This is a genomic window from Streptomyces sp. NBC_01717 (assembly GCF_036248255.1).
Lineage (GTDB): Bacteria > Actinomycetota > Actinomycetes > Streptomycetales > Streptomycetaceae > Streptomyces.
Genome location: NZ_CP109178.1, coordinates 3606667 through 3622140, shown reverse-complemented (window position 1 = coordinate 3622140; position 15474 = coordinate 3606667). Strand labels below are relative to the sequence as shown.

Below are 15474 nucleotides of genomic sequence, written 5' to 3'. Positions count from 1 at the left end.
CATGACGGACCTTCCCGCCCGTCGTCTGCTCCTGGTGCACGCGCACCCCGACGACGAGTCGATCAACAACGGCGCCACCATGGCCCTGTACGCGGCCCAGGGCGCCCGGGTCACCCTGGTGACCTGCACGCTCGGCGAGGAGGGCGAGGTCATCCCGCCCGAGCTCGCGCACCTCGTGGCCGACCGGGACGACACCCTGGGCACCCATCGCATCGGTGAACTCGCCGCAGCGATGAAGGAGCTCGGGGTCACCGACCACCGGTTCCTCGGCGGACCCGGCCGGTTCCGTGACTCCGGAATGATGGGCGCCGAGCAGAACCACCGGCCCGGCGCCTTCTGGAACACGGACGTCGACGACGCCGCCGCGTACCTCGTGGAGGTGATCCGCTCGGTACGGCCGCAGGTCCTCGTCACGTACGACCCCGACGGCGGCTACGGGCACCCGGACCACATCCAGGCGCACCGCGTCGCGATGCGCGCAGCGGATCTCGCGGCCGATCCCGCCTACCGCACCGGGCCCGACGCCCCGCACGCATCCCCGGACACCTCGCCGCACACCATCGACAAGATCTACTGGAACCGGGTGCCGCGCTCCGTCGCCGAGCAGGCGTTCGCACGGCTGCGCGACACGGCCCCCGACGCCTTCCCGGGGATCGCCGCGACAGACGACGTACCGGGTGTGGTGAACGACACGCAGATCACCACGGAGATCGACGGCGCGGCCCACGCGGCGGCCAAGACGGCGGCGATGCGGGCACATAGCACCCAGATCGCCGTGGACGGCCCGTTCTTCGCCCTTTCGAACGATCTGGGACAGCCTGTCTTCACCACCGAGTACTACGAGTTGGTACGCGGAGCCTCCGGAGCACCCGAGGGCGTACGGGAACACGATCTCTTCGCGGGCGTACCGGGCGTACCGGGCGTACCGGAAGCACAGTCGGGAGCACGTCCATGAGCAACGGCAAGCAGCGCCCGCCCCGCACCGGTGCCCCGCCCGGAGAGCCCGTGCCCACCGGCCTCGCCGCGCCCCTGAACCCCGGCCGCATCGGTGCCTACCTGGGCCTCGCGGTCCTCGGCGTGCTCGTCGGGATCGCCGGAGCGTTCGTCCAAGCCGCCTGGTTCCCCGGCGGTTTGCTGCTCGCTCTGGTGGCCGCCGCCGGACTGTTCCACGGCGGCCGGCTGCTCACCGGCACCCAGATCGGCGCCCTGGCGCCCGCCGCGGGCTGGCTGATTTCGGTCGTCGTTCTGCTCGGCGGACGGCCGGAGGGCGACTACCTCTTCGGCGACGAACTGGGCCTCACCCTCTTCATGCTGGGCGGGATGGCGATCGCTGTGATCTGTGCCACCATGTCGCGGTCACCCCAACAAGGCGCCGACAGCGGTCGACCTGGCAAGTAATGTGCCACGTCCGATCCCGTAATGCCCCCTGTTCGTCCGGGGGGTGCGCCGCCGTCTCCCCCGGTCGCGGGGTGTCCGGCGGCGGCGGCCAGTATGGTGGTTCGCGCGCCGAGCCGTCCCCTGGCCTGCGGCATGGGGGAAGTACGGGCGGCGGAGCCAATCGGGAGAACCTGCTTTGAGTCGTGAAACTGACAGTTCGTCCTCCGGGCCCCAGGGGCGCGGGGGAGCCGCGTACCCGTCGGGTACGCCGCCGTACGGATCACGCCAGTATCCGTCGCTGCACCCTTCGCAGGACGCCCCTGAGGAGTCCCCGGAGTCTGCGGATGCGCCTCAGCCCGAAGAGCCGAGGACCGAGACGACACTGACGACGCGCATCCGGATCAACATCCCCGGCTCGCGCCCCATCCCGCCGGTCGTCATGCGTACGCCGATGAGCGACGCCGAGGCGGACGCCTCGCGTGAGCGCACAGGCAGCACGCCGCGTCCGGGCGGGCCCGCATCCAACGGCGCACCGGGTGCACAGGGTGATCCGGCCGACGAGGCGCGGGACGGAGCGGCGGCCGCGGAACCGGCCGCCGACAAGCCCTCCAGAGAGAAGAGCGGCAGCGACTGGTTCGCCCCGCGCAAGGCCCCGACGAACACGTCGGTGGTCGGCGGCGCGGGCGCACCGGCCGGCGGTGGCCCGGGCGTGGGCCCGGGTGCCGGTACGGACGTGGACGCCGGCAGATCTGCCGGACCCGCCGGACCGCCCCCGCCGCGCGCCGACCTTCCGTACTTCTCGGAGGGTCCGCAGCACGCGGGCGACCAGGGGGCGCCCCGCCCCGGTGCCCGTGACGAGTTCGGTGGGGACGAGATTCCCGGGCCGCGCGCCACGCCGAACCTCGGTGTGCGTACGCCGGGCCCGTCCGGTGCCACCGGCGGCCCGGTCACCGGCACCTCGCCGCTCACTCCGAACCTCGGTGGGGCGGACGGATTCGCCGGACGCCCCGGTGGCCCGTCCGGTCCCGGTGCTCCCGGTGGCGTACCCCCGCGGATGTCCGACGACACGGCCGTCCTGACGCCGCAGTTCGCGGCGCCGGGCTCCGGTACCGGGGGCAATGTCTCCGGGGACACGCTCACCAGTGGCATCCCGGTCGTCCCACCGGAGCACCGCTCGCCGTCCGCCCCGTCGCCGTTCGCACGGCCGGGCGCTCCCGGTGGTCCCGGCGTGCCGGGCGTGCCGGGTCCCGGCCTGACGCCCGGTCTCCCGGACAGCCCGATGGGTACCGGACCGGGTGGGCCGGGTGGACCGGTTCGCCCCGTCGCCCCGGCACCCGCCCCCGCCGCCCGTCCTGCCCCGGCCCCCGTGAAGAAGGGCCGCTCCAAGCTGGTCCTGCTCTGCGCGGGAGTCGTCGGTCTGGCCGGAGTCGCGTACGGCGCGGGCCTGCTGATGAACCACTCCGAGGTTCCCAAGGGCACCACCGTCCTCGGCGTCGACATCGGCGGCGGCACGAAGGAGCAGGCCGTCGCCAAGCTGGACGCGGCGCTCGGCGAGCGCGCCAAGACCTCCCTCCAGCTGTCCGTGGACGGCAAGAACACGCAGCTGGCCCCGGACAAGGCCGGTCTCTCGCTGGACAGCCAGGAGACCGTGCGCGGTGCCGCGGGCAGCGACTACAACCCGGTGTCGGTGATCGGCTCGCTCTTCGGCGGCGAGCGGGAGGCCGACCCGGTGATCCCGGTCGACGAGGAGAAGCTCGGCGTCGCGCTGACCGATCTGGCGGGCGCCTCCGGCTCCGCCCGTGACGGCACGATCAAGTTCGAGCCGGGCAAGGCCGTCGAGGTCCCCGGCAAGGTGGGCAAGGCGCTGGACGTCAACCGGTCGATGATCTCGGTCCGGGACGCGTACCGCGCCCAGGTGCAGACGGGCAAGCCGGCCACGGTCGAACTGCCGGTCGCCACCCGCGAGCCCACCGTCGGCCAGGCCGAACTGGACCGGGCGATGAAGGAATTCGCGAAGCCCGCGATGTCCGGCCTGATCACCATCAAGGCCGGGCCCAAGCAGATCCAGTTCGGCCCCGCGAAGTCGCTGCCGCAGATCCTGTCCATGAGGGCGGTCGAGGGCCGACTGGTCGCGTACTACAACAAGATCGCGATCGACACCCTCTGCGACGGTGTCTTCGACGGCATCATGATCACCAAGGGTGACGGCAAGAAGCACCAGCTCAGTGCGGACGACGTGGCGCATGCCATGCAGACCGCGCTGCTCGGCAGGACCCCCGCCGAGCGCACCGCCACGATCGCCCTCGACGGCAACGGATAGCACCACCCGTACCGCCGCAGTACGCACGGCACCCGCCCCCGCCCGGACCTCCGGCCGGGGGCGGCGCCATGCGTACGCCATGGCGGCGGCACAGGGGCGGTGTCATGCGTCGGGCATGACATCTGTCATCCACGATTCACGACCCGTGACCCTGCCGGGCGGACACCCCGCTCCGCCAGGCTGGGCGCATGACAACGACAGTCACCGAAGCCACCACCGCGCAAGCGGCCGTGGTCAGCTTCGACCAGGTCAGCAAGGTATACGGGGACGTGCGCGCCGTCGACGGGCTCTCCCTCGACCTGCACCCCGGCGAGACCGTGGCGCTCCTCGGCCCCAACGGCGCCGGAAAGTCCTCCACCCTCGATCTGCTCCTCGGCCTGCGCACCGCGGACTCCGGCACGGTCCGGCTCTTCGGTACGTCCCCGCAGGAGGCGATCGCCCGGGGCCGGGTCGGCGCGATGCTGCAGAGCGGCGGCCTGATGGAGGACGTCACGGTCGAGGAGATCGTCCGGCTCGTCTGCGATCTGCACCCGCGGCCGTACCCGGTCTCCGACGTCCTGGCCCGCGCCGGCATCGCGTCGATCGCCGACCGGATGGTCAACAAGCTCTCCGGCGGCCAGGAGCAGCGCGTACGGTTCGCGCTCGCCACCGCCGGGGCCAACGACCTGATCGTTCTCGACGAGCCGACCACCGGCATGGATGTCACCGCCCGCCAGGCCTTCTGGGCCACCATGCGCGAGCAGGCCGAGCAGGGCCGTACCGTCCTGTTCGCCACGCACTACCTCGAAGAGGCCGATGCGATCGCGGACCGCGTCCTCGTGCTCCACAAGGGCCGGCTCCTCGCCGACGGCACCGCGGCCGAGATCAAGGCGAAGGCCGGGGCCCGCCGGATCTCCTTCGAGCTGGAGGGCCCGGTCGACGAAGCGGCCCTGCGCGACCTGCCGTTCCTGTCCACGCTCGACATCAGCGGCAACAGGGTCCGAATCCAGTCGCACAACGCCGACGCGACCGTCCACGCGGTCTACGCGCTCGGCCTCTACCCGCGCGAACTCGAAGTCGCAGGACTCGGCCTGGAGCAGGCCTTCGTCGCCATCACCGAGGCCGAGGAGGCCAGGACCGCATGATGAATTTCTTCTCGTGGACACTCATCAGGCTCGAAGTGACCCGAACCTTGCGGAACAAGAAGTTCATGTTCTTCTCGATCATCTACCCGTCGGTGATCTACCTGCTGATCTCCGGCACGCAGAACACCACCGACAAGGTCCCGCACACCGACCTGACGCTGCAGGCCTTCTTCATGGTCTCGATGGCCTCGTTCGGCGCGCTGACCGCCGTACTGATGGGCAACAGCGAGCGCATCGCCAAGGAGCGCGAGAAGGGCTGGGTCCGCCAGCTGCGCCTGACCGCACTGCCCAGCCGTGGCTACGTCCTGGCGAAGATCGCCAGCGCCGCGATGGTCACCCTGCCGTGCATCGTGGTCGTCTTCCTGGTCGCCGCTGCGGTCAAGCACGTGCGGTTGGACGCCTGGCAGTGGTTCGCGCTGGTCGGGGTCATCTGGGCCGGTTCGCTGGTCTTCGCCGCGCTCGGGGTCGCCATCGGCTACATCGCCAGCGGTGACGCGGTCCGCCCCATCACCATGATCATCTACTTTGCGCTGTCGATCCTCGGCGGCCTGTGGATGCCCAGCGCGACCTTCCCGCAGTGGCTCCAGAACATCTCCGAGTGGCTGCCCACCCACGCGTACGCTTCACTCGGCCAGGCCGTCGAGATGGGCGGCTCGCCGCACGCCAAGGACGTCGGCATCCTCTGCGTCTACTTCCTGCTCTTCGCGGGTGGCGCGGCCTGGCTCTACCGGAAGGACACCCTCAAGGCGTGAACGACGACGCGACGTTCGTAGGGATCGGGCGCCCGCCGACCAACCGCCGCCAGGTGGGCATCAAGCTGCTCTGGATCGGCATCTGGCTCGCGTTCATGAGCGCCCCGGTCAAGGACCTCCTCGACGGCAACCACACGCCGTGTGCCACCGCGCTGGGCGCCCTCGGCCTGGTGGTCTTCGTCGGGACGTACCTGGTCCTCGTCTTCCGCCACACGTCGAAGGCGCTGGACCGCCGCCGGGTCGGGACGACCATCGCCTTCCTCGGCGCCCTGGCCGTCGCCCTCTCCCTGACGCTGGGCACCCCCTGGCTGGTCCTCTTCGTGTACGTCTCCGTCACCGTCGGGGCCACCCTGCCCCTGCGGACCGCCGGGTGGCTGATCCCCGCCGTCACCGCCGTACTCGTCGGCATCGGCCTGACCGGCGACCACCCGCGCGAGATCATCACCGCCCTGGTCGTCCCCGCACTCCTCGGCGGGTTCGCGATGACCGGCGTACGGCAGATGATCCGTACGACGATCGAGCTGCGCGAGGCCCGCGCAACCGTCGCGCAGCTCGCCGCCAACGAGGAGCGGCTGCGGCTCGCCCGCGATCTGCACGACCTGCTCGGCCACTCGCTCTCCCTGATCACGCTCAAGAGCGAGCTGGCCGGACGGATGCTCCCCGACCACCCCGACCAGGCGGCGCTCCAGGTCTCCGACATCGAACAGGTCAGCCGGCAGGCCCTGGTGGACGTGCGCAGCGCCGTCACCGGCTACCGGCGGCCGACGCTCCCCGGCGAACTGGCCGGAGCCCGTACCGCACTCGCCGCCGCCGGCATCACCGCCGACGTCCCGACCGATGCCCCCGACGACCTCCCCGAGAAGCCGGAGGAAGTCCTCGCCTGGGCGCTGCGGGAAGCCGTCACCAATGTCGTACGCCACAGCGGCGCCCGCCGCTGCACGGTGACCCTCGCCCCACGCCAGACGCTCGGTGGCCGGATCCTGGAACTCACGGTGGCGGACGACGGCCTGGGCGGCTCCGGTACGAAGCCGGGCAACGGCCTCACCGGTATCACCGAACGGCTCGCCACGGTCGACGGCACGATGACCACCCGGCCCACCAACTCCTCATCAGGTAAAGGCTTCACCCTCACCCTCAGTGTTCCGCTCGGATCCGGCCTAGGATCCGGGGAATGAGCATGATCAGACTCCTCCTCGCCGAGGACCAGTCCATGGTGCGCGAGGCCCTCGCGGCGCTGCTCGGTCTGGAACCCGACATCGAGGTGGTGGCCCAGGTCGCCCGCGGTGACGAGGTGCTCGCCGCGGCCCGCGAACACGCCGTCGACGTCGCGCTCCTCGACATCGAGATGCCGGGCATGACCGGAATCGAAGCGGCAGGACTGCTGCGGAGCGAACTCCCGGCCGTGAAGGTCGTCGTCGTCACGACGTTCGGCCGCCCCGGATATCTGCGCCGCGCGATGGAGTCGGGCGCCGACGCCTTCCTGGTGAAGGACGCCCCCGCCGCCCAACTCGCCGAAGCGGTACGCAAGGTGCTCGCCGGAGAACGCGTCATCGACCCGACGCTGGCGGCGGCCGCGCTCGCCGACGGGGCGAGCCCACTGACCGAACGCGAACGCGATGTCCTGCGCACGGCGGCCGACGGCTCCACCAACGCGGAGATCGCCACCGCGCTCCACCTCTCGCAGGGCACGGTCCGCAACTACCTGTCCACGGCGATCCAGAAGATGGCGGCGCGGAACAGGGCGGAGGCGGTACGGATCGCGAGCGAGAAGGGGTGGCTGTAGCGGCCCGGAATCGGGCCCCGCGGGCGGGGACGGGGCAGCCCGGGCCTACCGCCCCCTGTACACGGCACCGCCGATTCGGAGATCCTCGGTAACCGTGACCGACAAGACAAGCGATCCTGCGTGGCTCAGAGGCATCGGCGCCCTCACCCTGTTCGTCGAGGACCTGGACACCACGAAACGTTTCTACCGGGAGGTCTTCGGGCTGCCGGTGATCTTCGAGGACGACAACTCCGCCGTATTCGGCTTCGGGGACACCCTCGTCAACCTGCTGAGGACCACCGAGGCGCACGAGCTGATCGAGCCCGCACGCGTCGCGTCGCCCGACGCCGGATCCCGCTTCCAGCTGACCCTCGCGGTGGACGACGTGGACGCGATGTGCGAGGAGCTGACCGCACGAGGCGTGACGCTGCTGAACGGGCCGATGGACCGCCCCTGGGGAATCCGGACCGCCAGCTTCCGCGATCCCGGTGGGCACATCTGGGAGATCGCGAAGTGACCGGGGAAGCGCCACCGGACGGCGAGATCAGAGCGCTGCTCAGAGCCCTGGACGGGCAGCGACGCCACATCGTGGGAATCCTCGACGGGCTGGACGAGGATGCGCTGCGGCAAGCCGTGCTGCCGTCCGGATGGAACTGCCTGGGACTCGTGCAGCACCTTGCGCTGGACGTCGAGCGGTTCTGGTTCCGCGCCGTCGTCGCCGGGGAGAAGGACGTCATCCGAGCCCTGGACGACAACGACGACGCCTGGCAGGTGGGCCCAGATCTGACGGCCGCCGACGTCCTCGGACGGTACCGCCACGAGACGGACCTCGCAGATGCCGTCATCGCCGCCACAGCCGCGGACACCGGCCTGGCCTGGTGGCCGCACCACCTCTTCGGCGAACCGCACCTGCACAACCTTCGGGACGTTCTGCTGCACGTCATCACCGAAACCGCGTGCCACGCCGGCCATCTCGACGCGGCACGGGAACTCATCGACGGCCGACGCTGGATGGTCCTGACCTAAGGGCTGTCCTGGCGGAGGGCGCGCACCATGACGGCGAACAGCGGGCTGTCGGGAAAGGGCCGCTGGTCGCCTATGTGGGCGTATCCCCACGTCTCGTAGAGCGCCTTGACCCTGGAGTGTTCCCGCTCGCACAGCAGCGTGACCCGTTCCTCCGTGCGACGACTGAGCAGTTCCTCATGGATGGCGTGCGCGGCGCCCGTGTCCCGCCACGGCTTGCGCACCATCAACTCGAACAGGGCGAGCGTGCGTGACCCGGTCTCTTCCGTTAAGCCATCGGGCAGGGGGGTGGTCATGTGTGTCCACCAGCGGGCGTCCTCGGGTAAGGGAGCGGCGTAGGCGTAGCCGACGGGTTCGGTTCCGGTATAGCCGATCACCGCCTCCCAGCCGGTGCCTCTGGAGTGATTCGTCAGTCGTTGATCGAAACGCTCAAGGCTGGTGAACGGCACGTGCAGTTGACCGGCGTACACCTCCGCATACACGTCCAGGAGGACGTGGCGGATGCCCGGCAGTTCGCTGTCCGTGCAGTGCCGCAGATCGAGGTTCATTCGGCGGTCTCCTTCACGGTCGTGTGCCGCAGCCATTCGCGTGCGAGGGGGGAGGGGTGCGTGGCCATCCGACGGCGAAAGTCGTCGAGGAGACTGCTGATGCGGTGGCTTCCGGGCGCAGTTCCGGCTGTGGTGAGCGCGTGGTCGGCTGTCGCGCACGCCGCCTCGATGTCGTCCTGATCCAGCTGGGCGAGAGCGAGTTGGGCGGTGTAGTAGACCCGGTTCCGGGTGAGCTCGGGACTGAGCCGCGCAAGTGCCTGATGGGTACGGGCTTCGGCCTGCTCGGGGCGGCCGAGCCGCTGGTGGACGATCCCGGCCAGGCCGTGCAGCTCCGCCCTGTCGTAGTAGGCGAGCCAGGTGGGGCGATGGGCCGGATCGGTGCGGGCGAGCGCGTCCTCCGCGTGGCCCAGGGCGCGCAGTGCGGCCTGTTTGTCGCGGATACGCGCGTGGGACAGGGCGATCCGGACGTGGGCGTGGGACGCGTACAGAGGATCGCGCCGCGCCATGCCCGAGTCCCGCGCCGCCTGCGCGGCATGAAGGGCCTCGATGGGTCGTCCGCGTTGCCCCGCAAGCATGGCGACGTTGTTCCACGCCCGGTGAACGGCCTCGGGATCTCCGGACAGGCCGGCCAGGGTGACGGCACGCTCGAGATGCTGCGCGGCCCGCTGCTGGTGGTGCGAGTCGAGAGCGGCCCAGGCTGCGGTGCTCGCCGCGTTCGCGGCCGTGGCATAGAGCAGGGAACGTACGCGGGCCGAGGCGCGGCCGCTGTTGAGCAGGGACAGGGAATGGTTCATCCAGCCCAGGAACTGGGCTTCGATACGACTGGTGCCGCCGAGCTTGTTCTCCTCCTGATACAGAGCGTCCAGGGCCTGGTCGATTCGCCGGACGTCGCTGAGGCCGATGCTGTTCCGCGCTGCGGGCAGGACGACGCCTGCGGCTACCACCGCGGCCCTGGTGGTGAAGGCTCGTCGCTCCACGGAATCCTCCGGTGTCGCTCGGACGGCAGCCGAGGAGGAGCTCTGCCGGGGGACGAAGCCGAGCTCTTCGGCCGTGCAGCCGAATTCTGCCTCCAGAGCCTGCCGTTGACGGCTGTGCGGCCAACGGGTTCTTCCGGTCAGGTAGTTCCGGATATGCCGGTCCTGAATGGTTCCGGGCCGGCCGGTCAGCCGCTCGATGTGCTCATTGAGCCGGGCTGCGAGTTCGTGCTGCATCAGACCCGCAGCATTCATACGATCGGCCAGTACGGCGTTGCCGGTCTTTCCCGTCATGAACTCACGGTAGCGACAACCGGCACCGGCAGTGGGGCGATCGGGCGCCAGAAATTTCCGGTCGTCCGTAAGCGGACCACACTCCGAATTGCCTTCTGCGGAGGTTCATATGGGGATCTCCTTGGAGCACCATTCCTCGGAGATCTGAAGGCAATCGGGTGTGCTCCCGGCCGCCGGTAGGAGGACCCGTGACCGGGACCGAACCTCACGCCGCTCCTCAGCACGCGGTCGCCGGCGCCGGCATCGATATCGACGCGATCGCCCGGGCCGTCGACCATGCGCTGGCGAGACGCCCGACACGTCCCCGACGCGACGTCATCGACACGGGGACCAGTGAACTGGTCGGACATCTGCGGACCTTGATGGCCGTCGAGGACTACGGCTACGACCAGGAAGGCCGCGGCGGCGTCCGGGCGCTGTTCCGTGTCGCGTACCGGAACCTCGATCTCGCCGTACGGCCGGACGGCGCCACGTCCGACGCCGTCGCCTTTACGTACTGGCGGATGATCGCGAGCCTGACCGCAGCCTTTCGTGACCTGTACGTGGCCCTGCCGGAGGAACCGGCGCCCTGATCCGTCCGGCCGTCGCGGCGTGATCCCGGAGGCCTGCCGCCGGGAAACGAGCTGCGACGAATCGGGCAGCGGATGGTCCACCGTGACGCGGTGTGCGGTCACGGGTGCAACTCCGACTCGGTGCACCGACGTCGGATGCCTACGTGGTCGTGCGCCTGCGGGCCAGTTCTCTGCTCTCCTCGGGCAACGCGTCGGCGACCAACAGCCGCGGCAGCAGTTCCGGTTCGAGCGTCATCGCGCGGAAGGACAGTGCCACGCTCACGTCGTGGTCGGGCCGGTGCACGATCTCGACCGGGTCGTCGGCGCGAATTTCCCCCGGCTCGATCACGCGCAGATACGCGCCCGGCAGTGCGGCCCGGGTGAACCGTTTGATCCAGCCCTCGCGCTCGAGCCAGCCTTGGAACGTGGCGCACGGGATCCGGGCGCACGACACCTCCAGGACCACGTGGGGCCCGATGCGCCAGCGCTCACCGATCAGGGCGCCGTTGACGTCGAGGCCGAGTGTCGTGAGGTTCTCGCCGAAGGCGCCGCCGGCAAGCGGCCTGCCCAGCTCGGCCTGCCACCCGTCGAGGTCCTCACGGGCATAGGCGTAGACGGCCTGGTCCGAACCACCGTGGTGCTTCACGTCGTACACGCGGTCACCCACGAGACCGACCGTGCCGGTGCCCTTCGGGCCGGGGGCGACGACGGAGACGGGGCCATGCACCGGCCGCTTGTCGATCCCTGTGGCGCTGAGGCCCTTCCACGGGTTGGGCCGGGGCCAGCCGACATTGACGGAGAGCAGCTTCATGCGGGCGAGGCTACGGTCCCCGCCGGGCCGGGGCGACACAATTATCCGCCGCCCTCGGAATCGAGGTGGTACGAGAGGGGGACGGTCGCCTTGCCGGATCCGGTGGTCCGGCCGGAGCGGGTGGCGAGGGAGCGGCACTGCTTCAAACAGATGACGGCCATGGGTGTCGAGCAGCGGCTGATGCGGTCGTCGCAACCAGTGGGGTAGGAGGTGATGTCCTGGCAGACGTCCTGCCGTACGAAGGAAAGGCACCACGACTGTGCGATCCAACGGAGCCGGCCCGACCCGCCGGACGATCCTGACTACCGGGGCCGGGGCGGCCCTGGCCGCCTCCCTGTCGCCTCCCGCGCACGCCGCCTCGACCGTGCACACCTCCTCGACGGCGTCCGGCGCGGCCGCCCGGGCCGCTCGGGAGCTGCGCGCCCTGGAGCGGGAGCACTCCGCCCGGCTCGGCGCCTATGCCCATGACACCGCCACGGGCCGCACGGTGGTGTACCGACCGGATGAGCGCTTCCCGATGTGCTCCCTGTTCAAGACCGTCGGCGCGGCGGCGGTCCTTCGCGATCTGGACCGCGACGGCGAGTTCCTGGCCCGCCGTATCCGCTACACCGCGCAGTACGTCGAGGCCTCGGGCAACTCGCCGATCACCGGCAGGTCCGAGAACCTCTCCCGCGGGATGACGGTCGCCGACCTGTGCGCGTACTCCATCACGCACAGCGACAACACCGCGGCGAACCTCCTCCTCCGAGAACTGGGCGGCCCCGGCGCCGTCACCCGCTTCTGCCGCTCCATCGGCGACCCGGTCACCCGCCTCGACCGCTGGGAGCCCGAGCTGAATTCGGCGGAGCCATGGCGCGAGACGGACACCACCACGCCTCGTGCCGTCGGACGCACCTACGCGCGCCTCGTCCTGGGGGACGCACTCGTTCCCTGCGACCGCCGGCTGCTCACCGGTTGGCTGCTCGCCAACACCACCAGCGGAGAACGCTTCCGCGCCGGGCTTCCCGCCGACTGGACCGTCGCCGACAAGACCGGCGGAGGCAGCTACGGGGGCAACAACGACGCCGGCATCGCCTGGCCCCCCGGCCGCCCCCCGGTCGTCCTGGCCGTGATGACCACCAAGCCCGATCGGGACGCCCCCGCCGACAACCCGCTGGTCGCCAGGACGGCGGGTGTTCTGGCTGCGGCCCTGAGCCGACCGCCGACGACCGCACCGGGGAGGCGGCTCTGTCACCGGCCCGACCAGGCATATTTCGGTTTCGCGTGATCCGTGGCTCCGGCACACTCATGCGTCATGACGACTGGACACAGCGAGGGCGTGACCCTTCGCGTCGGTGCGGAGGACCCGGTGCTCTCCACCCGGCTGAGCGAAGAGCTGACCGCGTTCAACAACGATGCGACCGGCGCCCACGACGACCGCGGCCTCTCCGTTCGGGTCACCGATGAGGCGGGCGAACTGGTGGCCGGGCTGGTCGGCTGGACCTGGGGCGGCTGTGCCGGGATATCGGAAGTGTGGGTGCGGGCCGACCGGCGTCACGAAGGCTGGGGAGCCCGCCTGGTACGCGCCGCCGAGGACGAGGCTGTGGCGCGCGGCTGCACATCGGTGATCGTCTCGTCGATGTCCTTCCAGGCGCCCGGCTTCTACCGTCGGCAGGGCTATCTGGAGACGGGCAGCGGCGGAGGGATTCCTGGCGGTCACACCCGTCATCACTTCTTCAAGGAGTTGGGGCGGACGGAGACGGTCCGTTGAGTCAGGGGCGCTTCGTCGAGTCGAGATGGGCGAACACCACCACGTTGTCCTTGTAGTCCTTGGCCTTCCTGTCGTAGGTGCCGCCGCACGTGATCAGCCGCAGCTGCGCGTTCGGGGTGTCGGCGTACACCAGATCGTTGGGGAAGTTCGCCTTGCTGAACTTCTCGACCGAGTCGACCTTGAACGTGGCGACGCTGCCGTCCGCCCTGGTGATGTCGACCGTGGCTCCTTGCTTCACGAACTGGAGCTGAAGGAACACCGCCGGTCCGGTCGTCGTGTCGACGTGGCCGGCGACGATCGCCGCGCCGCGCTCACCGGGCGTCACTCCGCCCTTGTACCAGCCGACCAGGTTGGTGTCGTTCGGCGGCGGGGCGTTGAGGTGCCCGCTCGCGCCGATGGTCAGCGGTGTGAAGGGTGCTTTGACCGCGATCGACGGGATCTGAAGCTTCGTCGGGTTGGAACGCGGCATGAACAGCCCCGTCGGGCTGGGGGAGGCGGCGGCCGACGGAGCGGGAGGGGCGGGGGGAGCGGCGGCGGGGGCGGGAGCTGCCACCGACGGGGCGGCCAGCGGCTTGTTGTCCTCCGCAGTGCCGAACGAGTTGAAGATCATGAGCAGGCCCAGTCCGGCTGCTGCCGCGGGCCAGAGCAGGGTGCGGCCGAAGGTGAAAGAGCCGGTGCCGGATGCGGAGGGGGTCGAATCGGACGACTGCGGGGCGGCCATCGGAGCGTGCCTTTCTTCCGTGCGTCATCAGTCGGTCGGGCGGTGGGTCGGTCAGCCGGTGGTGGGGCGGGAAACGCAGCCGCCGCGGCCGCCGCCCCGAGGGACGGCGACCGCGACAGATGCGGCGACCCGCTGGCCGTTCAGTTCGTTCAGACCACCGCACCGCCCGTGGCCTGACGGCGGCGCATCTTGTACACACCGACGCCGAGTCCACCGATCAGCAATGCCGAACCGGCGGCCAGACCGCTGCCGGCGGTCGTGGCCGTTCCGCCACCACCGGTGTTGACACCGCCGCGCGGCGTCTCGCCGTTGCCGGCGTTGTCGCCGCCGTGCTTCTCGAGGTAGCCGCTGCCCTCCTCGTCGCCGAAGCCTTCCGCGTCGCCGAAGCCCTCCTCATCGGACACGGCCATGGCCATGGCGCCGCCACCGGTGCGGACGCCACCGCTGGGCTTGCTGCCGTTGTTGCCGTTGTCGGCCTTGTTGCCGCCGTGCTTCTCGAGGTAGCCGCTGCCCTTCTTGTCACCGCCGTGCTTCTCGAGGTAGCCGCTGCTCTCCTCGCTGCTGTCCTCGCTGCCGTAATCGCTGCTGTCCTCGCTGCCGTCCTCCTCGCCGGCCTCGTCGCCGTGCTTGTTGAGGTAGCCACTTTCGTCCTCGTCGACGAAGCCGGTGCCGGCGTCGTCGCCGTCGGCAGTGCCGTTTTCGCCGCCGTAGCTACTGCCGCCCTCGCTGCCGTGGCCTCCCTTCTCGCCGTGGCCTCCCTTCTCGCCGTGGTCGGACTTGTGGCCGTGGTCATCTTCGCCGTCCGCTTTCATGGCCAGGGCGCCACCACCGGTGCTGACGCCCCCGCGGGGCGTGGCGCCTTCGTCGCCGCCACGGCCGCCTTCGTCGCTGCCACGGCCGCCTTCGTCGCTGCCACGGCCGCCTTCGTCGCCGCCACGGCCGCCTTCGTCGCTGCCGCCTTCGTCGCCGCCGCGGCCGCCTTCGTCGCCGCCGCGGCCGCCTTCGTCGCTGCCGCGGCCGCCGCCGTTGCTGTCGTTACGGCCGCCTTCGTCGCTGTCGCGGCCGCCGCCGTTGTTGTCGTTACGGCCCTCGTGGTTGTCGCTACGGCCGCCGTGGTCGTTGCTGCTATGGGAGGAGCCCTCGCCGTCCCGGTCGGCCACGGTCATCGCGTAGGCGGCTGGTGTCGTGATCGCCAGGACCGCACTGATGGCGGCCGAAGCGAACAAGGTGCGGGCAGAGCGCATCTGAACACGTTCCTTTCGGCGCAACTGCGGGAGTGACTGGCTGTCGACTCGGTGTGACGCAGTAGCGACGTGTCCCACCGTCAATCGAAAAGCGACTCCGCGCCATTAGGCGGCTCCGCGTCGGAGCCAATGCGTGGTCTCTTCGGGTGGCGAAAAGCGAATAATCACCCATTGGACTGTATGCAACGCGGCGCCGAGGTTTGGGGTTCGCCGCCCCACTCGT

The 15474-nt window shown here is 70.4% G+C and carries 17 protein-coding genes; 12 read left to right on the top strand and 5 right to left on the bottom strand.

Translation table 11 applies throughout. The features are described 5' to 3' along the window. The first annotated feature begins 1 nt into the window (after nt 1). The 9 genes from mshB (at nt 2) to OHB49_RS16230 (ending at nt 8361) form a co-directional block, all read left to right on the top strand. The gene (mshB, locus tag OHB49_RS16270; RefSeq protein ID WP_329161096.1) at nt 2–955 is read left to right on the top strand and encodes an N-acetyl-1-D-myo-inositol-2-amino-2-deoxy-alpha-D-glucopyranoside deacetylase; all 954 of its coding nucleotides are present in this window, start codon (nt 2–4) and stop codon (nt 953–955) included. Next, nucleotides 952–1398 (top strand): DUF6113 family protein, encoded by a 447-nt coding sequence (locus tag OHB49_RS16265; protein WP_329161095.1) that lies wholly within the window; start codon nt 952–954, stop codon nt 1396–1398. Before mshB ends, OHB49_RS16265 begins: the two co-directional genes overlap by 4 nt. A gap of 175 nt (nt 1399–1573) precedes the next feature. Continuing rightward, the gene (locus OHB49_RS16260; RefSeq protein WP_329161092.1) at nt 1574–3697 is read left to right on the top strand and encodes a hypothetical protein; all 2124 of its coding nucleotides are present in this window, start codon (nt 1574–1576) and stop codon (nt 3695–3697) included. Nucleotides 3698–3885: 188 nt separating this feature from the next. Then, nucleotides 3886–4821, top strand: coding sequence for an ABC transporter ATP-binding protein (locus tag OHB49_RS16255; protein ID WP_329161091.1), 936 nt, complete (start codon nt 3886–3888; stop codon nt 4819–4821). Next, nucleotides 4818–5573, top strand: a complete 756-nt coding sequence (locus OHB49_RS16250; RefSeq protein WP_037851717.1) for an ABC transporter permease — start codon at nt 4818–4820, stop codon at nt 5571–5573. Before OHB49_RS16255 ends, OHB49_RS16250 begins: the two co-directional genes overlap by 4 nt. Then, on the top strand, nt 5570–6748 hold the full coding sequence (locus tag OHB49_RS16245; RefSeq protein WP_329161088.1) for a sensor histidine kinase: 1179 nt from the start codon (nt 5570–5572) through the stop codon (nt 6746–6748). Before OHB49_RS16250 ends, OHB49_RS16245 begins: the two co-directional genes overlap by 4 nt. Beyond that, entirely contained in the window at nt 6745–7356 is a 612-nt protein-coding gene (locus tag OHB49_RS16240; protein WP_030915281.1) for a response regulator transcription factor, read from the top strand. The genes OHB49_RS16245 and OHB49_RS16240 overlap by 4 nt, the downstream gene beginning before the upstream one ends. Before the next feature lie 94 nt (nt 7357–7450). After that, the gene (locus tag OHB49_RS16235) at nt 7451–7852 is read left to right on the top strand and encodes a VOC family protein (protein ID WP_329161086.1); all 402 of its coding nucleotides are present in this window, start codon (nt 7451–7453) and stop codon (nt 7850–7852) included. Then, the gene (locus OHB49_RS16230; protein ID WP_329161083.1) at nt 7849–8361 is read left to right on the top strand and encodes a mycothiol transferase; all 513 of its coding nucleotides are present in this window, start codon (nt 7849–7851) and stop codon (nt 8359–8361) included. The genes OHB49_RS16235 and OHB49_RS16230 overlap by 4 nt, the downstream gene beginning before the upstream one ends. On the opposite strand, the gene OHB49_RS16225 is transcribed toward OHB49_RS16230, so the two are convergent. Both OHB49_RS16225 and OHB49_RS16220 read right to left on the bottom strand, forming a co-directional pair. Next, nucleotides 8358–8906, bottom strand: a complete 549-nt coding sequence (locus OHB49_RS16225) for an N-acetyltransferase (protein WP_329161082.1) — start codon at nt 8904–8906, stop codon at nt 8358–8360. The two genes, OHB49_RS16230 and OHB49_RS16225, sit on opposite strands and share 4 nt — an antisense overlap. Beyond that, nucleotides 8903–10174 carry an XRE family transcriptional regulator gene (locus OHB49_RS16220; RefSeq protein ID WP_329161080.1) on the bottom strand — a complete coding sequence of 424 codons (1272 nt, stop codon included), beginning with the start codon at nt 10172–10174 and terminating at the stop codon, nt 8903–8905. The genes OHB49_RS16225 and OHB49_RS16220 overlap by 4 nt, the downstream gene beginning before the upstream one ends. A 188-nt stretch (nt 10175–10362) precedes the next feature. Between OHB49_RS16220 and OHB49_RS16215 the strand changes: the two genes are divergently transcribed. After that, on the top strand, nt 10363–10746 hold the full coding sequence (locus OHB49_RS16215) for a hypothetical protein (RefSeq protein ID WP_329161077.1): 384 nt from the start codon (nt 10363–10365) through the stop codon (nt 10744–10746). 139 nt (nt 10747–10885) lie between these two features. Here OHB49_RS16215 and OHB49_RS16210 read toward each other — a convergent pair whose 3' ends face one another. Continuing rightward, the gene (locus tag OHB49_RS16210) at nt 10886–11536 is read right to left on the bottom strand and encodes an MOSC domain-containing protein (RefSeq protein WP_329161075.1); all 651 of its coding nucleotides are present in this window, start codon (nt 11534–11536) and stop codon (nt 10886–10888) included. Between the two features lie 259 nt (nt 11537–11795). Between OHB49_RS16210 and bla the strand changes: the two genes are divergently transcribed. Continuing rightward, nucleotides 11796–12803 carry a class A beta-lactamase gene (gene bla / locus OHB49_RS16205; protein WP_329161073.1) on the top strand — a complete coding sequence of 336 codons (1008 nt, stop codon included), beginning with the start codon at nt 11796–11798 and terminating at the stop codon, nt 12801–12803. Between the two features lie 27 nt (nt 12804–12830). After that, on the top strand, nt 12831–13286 hold the full coding sequence (locus tag OHB49_RS16200) for a GNAT family N-acetyltransferase (protein WP_329161071.1): 456 nt from the start codon (nt 12831–12833) through the stop codon (nt 13284–13286). A gap of 1 nt (nt 13287) precedes the next feature. Here the strand turns inward: OHB49_RS16200 and OHB49_RS16195 are convergent, their stop codons facing one another. After that, nucleotides 13288–14007, bottom strand: coding sequence for a class F sortase (locus OHB49_RS16195; protein WP_030969545.1), 720 nt, complete (start codon nt 14005–14007; stop codon nt 13288–13290). Between the two features lie 149 nt (nt 14008–14156). Further along, complete coding sequence (locus tag OHB49_RS16190; protein ID WP_329161069.1) at nt 14157–15251, bottom strand: hypothetical protein; 1095 nt, start codon at nt 15249–15251, stop codon at nt 14157–14159. Nucleotides 15252–15474 lie beyond the last annotated feature (223 nt).

Bases quoted from the DNA above. Each gene is read 5' to 3' on its own strand.
- mshB (WP_329161096.1), top strand. From the start codon at position 2: ATGACGGACCTTCCCGCCCGTCGTCTGCTCCTGGTGCACGCGCACCCC.
- OHB49_RS16265 (WP_329161095.1), top strand. From the start codon at position 952: ATGAGCAACGGCAAGCAGCGCCCGCCCCGCACCGGTGCCCCGCCCGGA.
- OHB49_RS16255 (WP_329161091.1), top strand. From the start codon at position 3,886: ATGACAACGACAGTCACCGAAGCCACCACCGCGCAAGCGGCCGTGGTC.
- OHB49_RS16250 (WP_037851717.1), top strand. From the start codon at position 4,818: ATGATGAATTTCTTCTCGTGGACACTCATCAGGCTCGAAGTGACCCGA.
- OHB49_RS16240 (WP_030915281.1), top strand. From the start codon at position 6,745: ATGAGCATGATCAGACTCCTCCTCGCCGAGGACCAGTCCATGGTGCGC.
- OHB49_RS16225 (WP_329161082.1), bottom strand. From the start codon at position 8,906: ATGAACCTCGATCTGCGGCACTGCACGGACAGCGAACTGCCGGGCATC.
- OHB49_RS16220 (WP_329161080.1), bottom strand. From the start codon at position 10,174: ATGACGGGAAAGACCGGCAACGCCGTACTGGCCGATCGTATGAATGCT.
- OHB49_RS16210 (WP_329161075.1), bottom strand. From the start codon at position 11,536: ATGAAGCTGCTCTCCGTCAATGTCGGCTGGCCCCGGCCCAACCCGTGG.
- OHB49_RS16200 (WP_329161071.1), top strand. From the start codon at position 12,831: ATGACGACTGGACACAGCGAGGGCGTGACCCTTCGCGTCGGTGCGGAG.
- OHB49_RS16195 (WP_030969545.1), bottom strand. From the start codon at position 14,007: ATGGCCGCCCCGCAGTCGTCCGATTCGACCCCCTCCGCATCCGGCACC.
- OHB49_RS16190 (WP_329161069.1), bottom strand. From the start codon at position 15,251: ATGCGCTCTGCCCGCACCTTGTTCGCTTCGGCCGCCATCAGTGCGGTC.